Source organism: Maribacter sp. UH1 (genome assembly GCF_056839145.1).
In genome coordinates this window covers 3,471,226-3,483,838 of record NZ_CM166387.1, presented here as the reverse complement: position 1 = coordinate 3,483,838, position 12,613 = coordinate 3,471,226, and the positions used below count along the sequence as shown (strand labels likewise).

The following is a 12,613-nucleotide window of genomic DNA, read 5'->3' as shown; positions in this document are numbered from 1 at the left end:
ATTTGATCTTTGTAAATTATTCTACCACAATAAACTCCGATCTTCTGTTGAGTTGATGGTTCTCTTTGCTACATGGAACATTGTTGCTACAGTCGTTCGTAAGCTCCGTTTCGCCGTAACCTTCATATGAGATCCTGTTGCTTGATATACCCGCCGCTATGAGGTAATCGGCTGTTGCCTTTGCCCTGTTCGCGGATAAACGCATGTTGTACGCATCATTAGCACGTGAGTCCGTATGCGAGCGTACCTGTACGTTTACACTTGGGTATTCGTTAAGGTATGCCAATACCTTTTCTATGCTGATCTTGGCATCTTCCCTGATGAAGTACTTGTCGAAATCAAAGTAGATCGGTTCTATGTTCAGGTATTTTGCAAGGTCGGTGCCTACAGGTGCCGATGGGTCTACCTGTGCCAATACGATCTCTATGCCCATGGCATCTTCAGCTTTGACGGTCATGAAGGTTTTGTTGCCTTCCTCATAGTCCGCTTTGGTAGCTACTACCTTGTAACTTCCTTCCGCGCAGTTGCCTTCCATCTCGAACGCTCCGTTGGCATCCGTGCTCGAGCTAGATACCACTTTGTTATCCTTGTCGTATACCGTTACCGATGCATCCGTTAACAGTGCATTGGTCTTCTCGTCCTTTACGATTCCCGTAATATTTGTATGACATGTAAAGTCGAGCGGGGTCATTTCCACAAAACCGTAGATATCGTCATTGCCCTGTCCTCCTTTTCGGTTCGACGCGAAAAAGCCTTTCTTGGTCTCTTCGTTGATAATATATGAAAAGTCGTCTTCCTCCCCGTTCAAAGGACGTCCTACATTGTAGATCTCTCCCCTTTCATTGTTCAGGTCCGTTGCGAAGACGTCAAGTCCCCCTAGTCCCGGATGCCCGTCCGAAGAGAAATATAGTTTATTAGATTCCGTTACGAACGGAAAGGTCTCCCTTGCCTCCGTGTTGATTCTTGGTCCTAGGTTCTTCGGTGTACCAAAAGTACCGTCCGTGTTGATGTCCACAACATAGATATCCGATTCCCCTTTCGTTCCCGGCATGTCCGAGGCGAAATACAATTTGGTTTCATCGTTGTTCAGCGTAGGATGTGCTACCGAATAGCTGTCACCGTTGAAAGGCAGTTCCTCTATATTTTTCCATTCATTGTTTTCTTTGGTAGCCCTGTATATCTTTAACCTACTTACCCCTTCTTCGTCCCTTTCGAACTTGCCCTCGTCGGAGTTGTTCCTTGTAAAGTACATTGTCTGTCCGTCCTTGGTGAATGCCGTCGACGATTCATGGGTCTTCTTGTTCAGTTGCTTGCTCAGCTTGTCCACATTGGTAAAGTTACCTTGATCGTCCTGTGCCGCTTTGTACAGGTTCAAGAAAGAACCATTGTTCCATTTATGGATGTTCTTCGTTAGCAGTCCGCTGTCCCTTGCCGTAGAGAACACCAGTCCGTCTTCATAGAAAGAGGGCGCAAAGTCCGATACCTTCGAGTTCAGCCCGATGTTCTTTAGTTCGTACCTGCCCGAGCGTTCCTCGATCTGTTCCAGATAATCCTGGTTTTCTCCAAAAGTGATGGCACGTTGATCGTTCGCTTTTGCGTTCTTGAACTTGTTCATCCATGTGTCGGATTCCGTATAGTTCTCCAATGACTTCAAGGTCTGTGCGTAGCGGTACATATACTCCGGGTCGATATCCGCGCCTTCCAATGCGAACAGTTTGCCGTACCAGCTAGATGCCTCTTCGTAGTTCGCGTTCAGATAGTTCGCGTTGCCGAGGTTCTTATAGATATCCTCCTCCGTATTCCCGTCCTTTACCAATTGCTCGTACGATCGTATCGCGGAGGCATAGGCATAGTTCGTGAATTTCGTGTCCGCTTTCTGTATCTTCTTGTCCTGTGCGCTTGCCATCATAGCCATTACCGCCAAGCCACAAAAAATATATCCTGTTTTTTTCATGTCGTTTTTTATTAAAAGAATCTTGGGGTGATCACTCGTTTGTATTTGTTCAGGAACTCGTACCTCAGCATGATCTCGAAGGATCCGTCGTTGAACGTGGTAGCTCCAAGGTCCGTCGTTTCCTTGTCATATGCCAGACCCAGCATCAACTGGTCGTTCAGCTGGAAACCGAACAGTGCGCTGATCGCCGCGTCCCATCTATACGCCGCTCCCAAGGAGAACTTGTCGTTGAACAGGAAGTTCGCGCTCAGGTCTACCTGTAACGGTGCGCCTTTTACAGCTTTTACAAGTGCCGCAGGTTTGAACTTTACATCGTTCTTTAGTTCGAACACATAGCCCGTGATCAGATAGAGGTTCATACGCTCCTGCGCGATCAAACTGGAACTGTTCGTATCGGAACTGTCGAAATGTTCGGTTTGCAGGAAGTTCGGTACCGATAGTCCCGTATAGAAACGGTCCGTATGGTAATAGATACCAGCACCGAAGTTCGGCGAGAACTTGTTGTCGATATTCGGCAGGTTGCTCTCCGCCCCGTAGTTCCTCAGTTTCGTAAAGTCCACGTTGAACAGGTGTCCGCCCGCTTTTAGACCGAACGACAGCTTCCCCTCCTCTGAGGTCTTTACCGTATAGCTGAACGCCGCATCGATATAGGTATCCTGGTTGGTACCGTTTCCGATTTCGTCGTTCACTACGGACAATCCCAATCCTACATGTTCGGATACCGGGGTATGGAAGTTAAGTGTCTGCGTCGTAGGTGCGCCGTCAAGCCCCACCCACTGTGAACGATGGAGTGCCGCTATGCTCAATACTCCCCGTGAACCTGCATACGCAGGGTTCACCGATATCGTATTGTACATGTACTGCGTGTACTGGGCGTCTTGCTGCGCATGGCCCAAAAAGAGTCCCGCAACGGTAATTATTACTGTGAAAATAAGTTTTCTCATCTTTTTATATTTTTTGGGAATTTTTATCTGTTGATATATAAATAACCGGCTTTATCTAAATTATCTCCGTCATTCTCGTATTTAATTACATAGAAATAGACACCCACTGGTAACTCTGAATCTTCACTAATGGTAGCTCTACCATTAGATACACCTTGGAAGGTATTGGTAACATTGTCATAGCCTATCATTTCATACACTATTACACCCCAACGGTTATATATCTGAACCTTATTATTAGGGAAGGATTCAATATTTTCTATTCTAAAGAAATCATTGACTCCATCATTATCCGGAGTAATGACTTCGTTGAAAACTGAAATACCCGTATCTACAACTTCTGCATTACAACCAGCATCTAAACTTGGAACACCGCCTATAGAATCACATGGATCTAATGGATCTGTACCATCCTCAACTTCTTGTCCATCCAAAATAGTATCTCCATCGGTATCCGCATTGTTAGTATCTGTACCTATCGCATCTTCTTCAGATAACGTTAATCCATCTTCATCACAATCAGAAATCAAATAATCACCACTTTGTTCAACGGTAATACTACCTTCATCAAAATCACAAGGGTCTTCCGGGTTGGTATCATCTTCAAGCTCTTGCTCATTAATTACACCATCGCCATCACAATCTGCTACTAAGTAATCACCTGAGAAATCTAAGGTTGCATTTTCGATTACAAAATCACATGGATTATCAGGGTCTGTACCGTCTGCTATTTCTTGCGTATCAAGAACACCATCGCCATCACTATCGCTAGCACTATCACCTATTTCTCTAAAGTCAACTTCTGGTGTTGTTGAATCATCATCGTTATCCGTACCATCGGCACCCGTATCTAAATCATTGTTTACATCAAGACCTGGCGTATCATCAAACGCATTGTTCAAGCCATCATTATCGGCATCTGCCATAGCATCTACTAAAGTTCCTTGACCAGCTTCTAAGACATCAGTAGTACCATCATTATCAGAATCTGCATCTAAATAATCAGGTATTAAATCACCGTCTGTATCTTCAGGTCTTAATCCGTTAGGGTAGTTTGTATCTACACCGTTAACATCAAAAACATCTGCAGGAGCAACATAACCTGACGTTGGTTGTGCCTCTACGTTATCTGGAATACCATCATCATCGGCATCGATATCCAAGAAATCTGCATTACCTGCACCATCTGTATTTGGAGGTATCGTTCCTTCTGAACCATCTGCTTGACCGTTACCATCAGTATCGGCAAATCCATCATCATTACTGTCAATAACACCATCATTGTTCGTATCCAAAGCATCATTACCAGCTTCATATACATCAAAAATGCCATCATTGTCACCATCTAAATCAAAGTGGTTAGGAATACCGTCACCGTCAAAATCAAACGCTGGTTCCGTTGTTCCGTTTACATCGCCAATTAATGGATCGTTAGGATTATCATCGGAATGGTTTGGAACACCATCGTTGTCATCATCTGCACTTGGGTCGATTCCATTGGCTTCATCTAAATCTGAGATACCATCATTATCGTCATCCAAATCAATTGTATCAGGAATACCATCTTGATCAAAATCTAGGATATCTCTAAAATCTACCTGAGTTAAATCGGCATCATTTTCGTTATCCGTTGCGATTGCACCAGTATCTAGATCATTGTTAACATCTAAACCTGGCGTATCATCAAAGGCATCGTTAAGACCATCTGAATCTGCATCTGCCATAGGGTCTATTAAAGTTCCTTGACCAGCTTCTTCTACATCTGGAGCACCATCATTATCAGAATCTGCATCCAAGTAATCAGGAATACCATCCATATCCGTATCTTCTGGAACCAATCCGCCTGGGTAGTTCGTATCCAATCCGGTTGCGTCAAAAGCATCTGCTGGTACGATATACGCATCAGTAGGTTGCGCTTCTACGTTATCTGGAATACCATCATCATCCGTATCGATATCCAAGAAATTAGCTTCACCTGTACCATCGGTATTTGGTGGAGTCGTTCCTTCTGAATCATCAGCCTGACCGTTATCATCAGTATCAGCGAAACCAGTATCAAGACCATCAATAACACCATCATTATTTGTATCAAGGTCACCGTTACCAGCTTCCACAACATCTACGATACCATCATTATCCGCATCAATATCAAAGTGATTTGGAATACCATCACCGTCAAAATCGAACGCTGGTTCAGTTGTTCCGTTTACATCACCAATTAATGGATCGTTAGGATTGTCATCGGAATGGTTTGGAACACCATCGTTATCATCATCCGCACTTGGGTCGATTCCGTTAGCTTCATCTAAATCTGAGATACCATCGTTATCATCATCAAGATCTACTGTATCTGGAATACCATCTTGGTCATGATCTAACATTGACCTAAAATCAACCTCAGCTACATCTGCATCATCTACGTTATCAGTAGCAATTGCTCCTGTATCCAAATCATTGTTTACATTAATACCTAGTGTATCATCAAAAGCATCGTTCAATCCGTCATTATCAGCATCTGCCAAAGGATCTACAAGAGTTCCTTGTCCAGCCTCTAACTCATCACTTATGGTGTCACCATCAGAATCTAAATCCAGATAATCTGGTGTGCCATCTAAGTCCGTATCTTCTGGCTCAATTCCGCCTGGGTAATTGGTATCCAATCCTGTTAAGTCAAAAGCATCTGCTGGTACGGTATACGCATCAGTAGGTTGTGCTTCCACGTTATCCGGAATACCGTCATCATCAGCATCGATATCTAAATAGTTTGCGCCACCTGTAGTATCTGTATTAATTGTTTCTGTGCCTTCTGTAGCATCTGCTTGACCATTATCATTTGCATCTAAAAAGCCATCGTCATCGCTATCAATTACACCGTCATTATTAGTATCTAATGCTCCTGTATCGTTTTCTACAAGGTCTAGAATACCATCATTATCCGAATCTATATCCAAGTGGTTGGGATTTGCATCCACATCAAAATTATCAATTGGCAAAGCTGTGCCTGAACCATCGGTAACTGCTATGGTTGTATTATCATCAGTATCTACAATATCCGATAATCCGTCACCGTCTGCATCACTAATGGGTCCTGTTCCAATTACACCATCGTTATCTGGGTCTATACCGCCAGCTTCAACTACATCTGGTATACCATCGTTATCAGAATCGGTATCCCTTCGATTATCAAAACCGTCAGTATCAGTATCAGGATTATCTAATGGAACACCAGGTGTTGCGGGTCCCACTGGATCTACACTATCTGCTAAACCATCACTATCTGTATCTGTAGCAAAAGTATCTATAACACCATCGCTATTTGCATCCGTACCACCTGCTTCTGTTACATCTGGTATACCGTCATTATCAGAATCTAGATCTATTCTATCATCTAACCCATCATTATCTGTATCAGGGTTTTCAAGAGGTGTACCTGGTGTAGTAGCATCAACTGGGTCAACGCTGTCTGCTAAACCATCATTATCTGTATCTGTAGCGAAAGTATCTATAATACCATCACCATTCGTATCTGGACCACCAGCTTCAATTACATCTGGAATACCATCATTATCTGAATCTAAGTCTAAACGATCTTTTATACCATCATTATCTGAATCTTCATCTGGTAAAGGAGTAGTATCAACACTATCGGCAACACCGTTATCATCTACATCAAAAAAACCATCAACTTCGCCATCACCATCTACATCTATACCACCTGCTTCCTTAATATCTGGAATACCATCATTGTCTGAATCTAAATCCAATTGATTAGGAATACCATCACAATCCGTATCACAAGGGATTTGGTGGAACAAAGTAAAAGCTTCATAAGAGTTTGATGTTGAACCTGAACTTCTGTAGTAATCAATTTCTACCCAATTTACAGCAACCCCATTAGAATTTACTTCCCATATATTTAGATTTCCACCATAGCCACCACTAACATTATCAAAACCAACACTGGTAGTTCCATTTCCATTAACATTAGGACCACCATTGGTACCTGAATTAGCAGCTGTTGCCGTAGGTCTTTTATAGGTTGTTCCTGTTAACGGCACAGTAGATGTTATTACAATAGCTTCATCTGACGCTAGATTTCCATGCATTATACTACTAAGATTTAATATTTCAGGACCACTTGTAAATTCTATTCTATAACGAATACCCCCATCACAACCGTCCAATTTGTCAATAGCTATATTTTCTCCATTTGCGTTTGAGAAACCCTTAAAGGAATCAATGTCGTTACAAATATTAGTGGTATTCGATGCCAGTTGAGAAGGCATTGCCGTTATCGTATAATTAATTACGTCTGTACCTGCAGCACAACCTGGGATATCAAATGCTTGTGTTAATATCTGTGGTGTTTCCGTTCCGTCATGTAAGGCGCTTCTATCCAAATTATTAACAGCATCAGCAGAAATACTATCCGTTCCATTTCCGCAAGCAAGTTCCTCTGTATCTAAAATTCCATCATTATCATCATCTAAATCCGAAGAGTCTGGTATACCATCACCATCTGTATCAGCATCAACATCTATTATATCATTATCTCTGTAATCAAGATCGCCAGTTGAATTTTCATCACCAAGATTAGAAGCATTTGGTGGATTTATTCCATCATTAACGGTATTACCCGTAATTGCGCTGTCATCTATATCATCGAAGGCATCATCAAGACCATCAACATCAGCATCAACCCCAAGAATAGAACTATATATATCACCATTTTCTAATATATCATTTAAGCCATCACCATCAGAATCGTCATCTATATAATCAGGAATAATATCTGAATTAGGAAAAGTAGCATCTGTATTTACAGGTGTAAGACCAATTGAACCAGGTGCTTCATAATTGTCATCTACTCCATTCATATTTGCATCGGTCATAGCAGTCCCCACTCCACTAGGAGCTGTATAGCCTGACGTTGTTTGTGCTTCTATATTATCAGGAATTCCATCATCATCAGCATCAATATCTAAATAATTAGGTGCTCCTAAAGAATCACTATTCGTCAAAGATAGTGGAGTCGTTTCTAAAGAATCATCTAAACCATTCATGTTACTATCATTTAAGGTTGTAGCATCACCTGATGTATTATAATCAACCTCACCATCATTATTTGAATCAGAACCACCAGCCTCTATAATGTCTAAAATACCATCATTATCAGAGTCTAAATCTAAAGAATTGGGAACACCATCACCGTCAAAATCAGCTGTTGGATCTGCTATACAATATCCAAATGCGTAAAAACCTACTGTTACTTGAGCACTAACACCATCTGCCTTACCTGAAGTGATAACTAATTGATCAATAGTACCCGGAATAAAAGTGGAAAACACGTTGATTAAGGGATCAAATGAATTGTCGAAAACCGTACCTTGAACTGTATTTCCAGAAACAAAAACACCATTATCTAAACCACTGAAGTTATCAGCAGTAATAGTTATAGGTGTACCACCATTGAATGCAGTTATAGTCACCTGATCATTATTATTTAAACCACCTGTTATAAAAGAGAAGTTTTTAACTGGGGTAGGAAAGTCAAACGTGTAGGTAACAACATCTGCTGAAGCACTATTGTTTGTGTTTTGTGGTTGACCATAAAGAAAGTCACCTATTTGAGCATTGTTTTGTATTTGAATACCGTTAGCCCAAGTTGCAGAACCAGAAACGGCTGCGGAAAAATTAAATGTTCCGTTATCTAAATCATTAAGAACAACTGGACTTGTTGGACTTGTTGAGAAATCTGTATTTGTCGCATATCCTGGTGAATTTAAATCAGTAGAGGTAATACACAAAAGACCTTCCTCTAGGTCAGGAATACCATCATTGTCATCATCTAAATCATTTATGTCTAAAACAGTGTCATTATCACTGTCTTGAGCACTAACATTTTGTATTGAAACAAAAACCAAAATCAGCGAAAAGCTAAACAGGGTTTTTAACAAAAAAGTAGAATTTTTCATAGTTGAAGTTGTTAATTTATCTTCTTGTAAAATAGAAATTTGTACAGGATAAAATATACTCTGTATCAATTGGGTTGGTTTAAAATATCTTAAAAAATATAAGTACTTTTTCATAAAAGAGAGGCGTTTAGATAACTAGCATGAGCCGTATGATTAAAAGATTCGACAAAATGCTTTATATATTTTATAGAATTATATTTCCAAATAGACACCACTCCTAAGTTTGTCTCTAGGCTAAGGAAAGCAATGGGTTTTTCTTTTAAGAATTTTGATAAATTCTTCATTGTTCGCGTTTTTTATTTTCATCTTTTACCCGCTTGGTTATAAGCGTAAAATCTTTTCATACTCCTTTAAACAATTTAAATAGTGACTTACCGCAGGTTAAACTCCAGAAGTTTATTTGATTTTATTTATTTTGACTATGCAAAGAACTTTTGATTAGAATGTTAATTTCAAATTTGGTTTCTATTTGGTTAAATATCTAGAATATCTTATTTAAGATTGCAAAATGTACCTTTTCGCATAGAAAATAGTGATAAGCACTTTTTTAAATAGTTCATTGTTTTGTTGAATTAAAATCCATTCCTTTTTTGTTTAGAAACACTTTTAATGAAAAAGTTACATTTTTTCATATTAAGGCGTTTATTTACCGTTTAAACTCTTAAAAACACCTAGATTACAAAAAAAGTAATCCAAATACTACACTGCGTTTATTACTATTACAAAGCTAGATTGGAGTTTAAATCGCTTATATTTTTTGTTGTGAAATGAAAGAAGTTGTTTGTGAAATACCATATTTTGTAGGTGAAAAAATAAGATAAAATGGCATTTTACCGATAAAGTCAATAAATTCAATACTTTCAAGAGGTAATTACAATTCAAGCTAGTTCAGAACTAAATTTTGAATAAAAATCAATAATAATAGACCTATTTAAGTGATAAAAAATCACTGTTAACAAAACCATAAATCTTGTTAGCAAGTGTTAAATTCAGGCGGATCGCTAATTGGTAAACCAGTATAACTGCATAAAATTTATTTTAACGATGGAGAAAAACCATTAATTTTATTCCTACAAAAAATCATCTACCCATAACCCTAAAATAGATCAGAATTTTAATTAATTAACAACTGCCCAATTTTAAATTTTAAGATATACTTCCGCTGTTAAAAATAAATTTAAACAATGCATATTTTTTAACTTCCTAAATATTGTAGAACTTTAGGTTAGAATTGTAATTGCTATGAATACAGCGGAGGATAAATTAAAAGAACGTGTAAAAGAACTTACCTGCCTTTATGAGGTTACCTCTATAATTGTTAATTCTGATTATGACCAATTAGAAGCTTCTCTTGAAGCTATCGCCTATTGTCTTAAAAGAGCCTGGCAGTTTGAAAATGTTACAGAAGTCTATTTAAAAACAGGCGAATACCAAGTACAGACCGATGATTATAAAGACGGTATGGTCACCTTAGTTTCCAAGATCAAGGTCTTCAATAAAATAGAAGGCGAAGTTTTTGTTGGCTACCCTTCAAACAAATATACTCTTGACGATTTTTTGATTGAAGAACAGACCTTATTGAATAACGTGGCCTTAGCTATTGGTAACCTTATTGAACGTAAACAAATTCGTGATAGTGAAGCCATTACCAAAAGAAAGATGGAGCGCACAGATCGTTTGCATATTCTAGGTGAAATTACCGCAGGCATAGCCCATGAACTAAATACACCCCTAGCAAATATTCTTGGTTTTGCTGAATTATTGACTGATAAGATTACGGATAAAGAGACCGTTAGAGACCTTGAAAAAATAATGGATAGTGCTATTTTTAGCCGAGAAATAGTGAAAAAACTGATGTTCTTTGCTTGTGAAATGCCACAGGAAATGAAGATGGTAAAACTGAACCCAATAATAACCAGTGTTATAAAATTGCTTGAACCCTCTTTACGACCTAAAAATCTAAAGCTTTCTACATATTTTGATAATGATGACATTGAACTAAGGGCAGATACTGTGCAATTGACACAAGTAATGTTTAATCTGATTATGAATGCTATCTACTATTCTCCCAATGGTAGTACTATTACCATACATGTTTTAGAAACAGCAAGTCATGTCAGTATTGAAATTACTGATGAAGGAAAAGGTATACCGACCCAATTAGAAGACAAGGTATTTGAGCCTTTTTTCACTTCTAAACCTATTGGAGAAGGTTCTGGCTTAGGACTAAGTGTTGTACATGGTATTATTACCAGCCACAAAGGTAAAATAGAACACAAGCCAAATACACCTAAAGGGACTATATTTACCATTGACTTTCCTAAATTGTAATTATGGATTTGCGCAAAGAGAACATTCTTATAGTAGATGATGACATAGACATTTTAGAGCTTTTACAAAGGCACCTGAAGTCTATGGACTACCATACCTATAAAGCCGTTTCAGTGAAAGAAGCTTTATTTATATTAAAAGATACTTTTATTGACCTGCTCATTACCGATATACAAATGCCCGAAATAGACGGACTCCAATTATTAAAGTTTGCTAATGAGCATTATCCTGAGATTCCTAAATTGGTAGTTACCGGTTACCCCTCTGTAGAAGGAACTTTAGAGGTCATAAAATCTGGAGCCATAGATTATTTGACCAAACCCTTCACCAAAGCTGAGTTAAAAGAGGCGATTGAAAAAGCATTGGCTCAAAATGCAAAACGTAAACAGGTAAAAAGCATTCAGCTGAAATCTGGCGAGAATATATATTCAGATATGGTTGGCGCATCTGAAGCTTTTAAAAAAGTTACCAATATCATTGAACGTGTAAAAGATAATAAAGCAACAGTAATTGTGACTGGTGAAAGTGGAACGGGAAAAGAATTAGTTGCCAGAGCAATTCACTATTCAGGCAAATTTTCTAGAGAGCCATTTATTGCCGTTAACTGCTCAGCCATACCGGAAAACCTACAAGAGGCTGAACTATTCGGATACATTAAAGGTGCGTTTACAGGTGCCAACGAAAATAGAAACGGTTTTTTTCAGGCGGCTGAAGGAGGAACTTTATTTTTAGATGAGATCGGTACAGCCTCATTAGCCGTGCAAGCAAAATTACTCCGTGCACTACAAGAGAAAGAAATTACCAGAGTAGGTTCACAAAAGGTTGAAAAAGTCGATATTAGAATTATTGCGGCTACCAATGCTAATCTACGAGAAGAGATAAAAAGCAACAGGTTTAGAGAAGATCTATATTACAGATTAACCGTTGTAGAAATCAATGTGCCTCCCCTACGCGAGCGTAAATCCGATATAAGCATATTGACCGATAAGTTTTTGCGTAAATACGGTATAGAATTTAAAGACCGTTTACTTCGTATTTCTCCGGAAGCATTGCAAATACTTGAGCGATATAATTGGCCTGGAAATATTAGGGAATTAGAAAATATTATTCAAAGGGCCGTTATCATGACAGATGGTAGTATTGAAGTAAAGGATCTTCCTGAATTTTTAAAGTACCAAATTGATTTTCCAGAAAACGAATTACGCCCGTTACGTGTTATGGAAAAAGAATATATACAACGCGTATTAACTCACACCAACGGCAACAAGACCAAAGCTGCTGAAATTCTTCAAATAGATCGCAAAACCCTGCGTGAAAAATTAAAGTAACACCGGGTAATTTCTCCCCAATCGGGTAATTATACCCCACTTACAAAAAATTCATCAAAATTATTTTAATTTATAACTATT

General features: G+C 38.9%; 5 protein-coding genes. 2 read left to right on the top strand and 3 right to left on the bottom strand.

Features of this window, described 5'->3' with window-relative positions:
* Positions 1 to 16: 16 nt before the first annotated feature.
* From UH1x_RS15100 to UH1x_RS15090, 3 genes are read right to left on the bottom strand one after another with little or no spacing between them, the layout of a single operon-like run.
* Positions 17 to 1,954, bottom strand: coding sequence for an OmpA family protein (locus UH1x_RS15100; protein ID WP_482622701.1), 1,938 nt, complete (start codon positions 1,952 to 1,954; stop codon positions 17 to 19).
* An 11-nt stretch (positions 1,955 to 1,965) separates the two neighbouring features.
* On the bottom strand, positions 1,966 to 2,898 hold the full coding sequence (locus UH1x_RS15095; protein WP_482622699.1) for a PorP/SprF family type IX secretion system membrane protein: 933 nt from the start codon (positions 2,896 to 2,898) through the stop codon (positions 1,966 to 1,968).
* Positions 2,899 to 2,921: 23 nt separating this feature from the next.
* Positions 2,922 to 8,987 carry a T9SS type B sorting domain-containing protein gene (locus tag UH1x_RS15090; protein WP_482622697.1) on the bottom strand — a complete coding sequence of 2,022 codons (6,066 nt, stop codon included), beginning with the start codon at positions 8,985 to 8,987 and terminating at the stop codon, positions 2,922 to 2,924.
* Between the two features lie 1,128 nt (positions 8,988 to 10,115).
* Between UH1x_RS15090 and UH1x_RS15085 the strand changes: the two genes are divergently transcribed.
* Both UH1x_RS15085 and UH1x_RS15080 read left to right on the top strand, forming a co-directional pair.
* Positions 10,116 to 11,204: a sensor histidine kinase gene (locus UH1x_RS15085; RefSeq protein ID WP_482622696.1), complete on the top strand. Its 1,089-nt coding sequence runs from the start codon at positions 10,116 to 10,118 to the stop codon at positions 11,202 to 11,204.
* A gap of 2 nt (positions 11,205 to 11,206) precedes the next feature.
* Positions 11,207 to 12,532 (top strand): sigma-54-dependent transcriptional regulator, encoded by a 1,326-nt coding sequence (locus UH1x_RS15080; RefSeq protein ID WP_482622694.1) that lies wholly within the window; start codon positions 11,207 to 11,209, stop codon positions 12,530 to 12,532.
* The last annotated feature ends 81 nt before the right edge of the window (positions 12,533 to 12,613 follow it).

Bases quoted from the DNA above. Each gene is read 5' to 3' on its own strand.
- UH1x_RS15100 (WP_482622701.1), bottom strand. From the start codon at position 1,954: ATGAAAAAAACAGGATATATTTTTTGTGGCTTGGCGGTAATGGCTATG.
- UH1x_RS15095 (WP_482622699.1), bottom strand. From the start codon at position 2,898: ATGAGAAAACTTATTTTCACAGTAATAATTACCGTTGCGGGACTCTTT.
- UH1x_RS15090 (WP_482622697.1), bottom strand. From the start codon at position 8,987: ATGAAAAAGTACTTATATTTTTTAAGATATTTTAAACCAACCCAATTG.
- UH1x_RS15085 (WP_482622696.1), top strand. From the start codon at position 10,116: ATGAATACAGCGGAGGATAAATTAAAAGAACGTGTAAAAGAACTTACC.
- UH1x_RS15080 (WP_482622694.1), top strand. From the start codon at position 11,207: ATGGATTTGCGCAAAGAGAACATTCTTATAGTAGATGATGACATAGAC.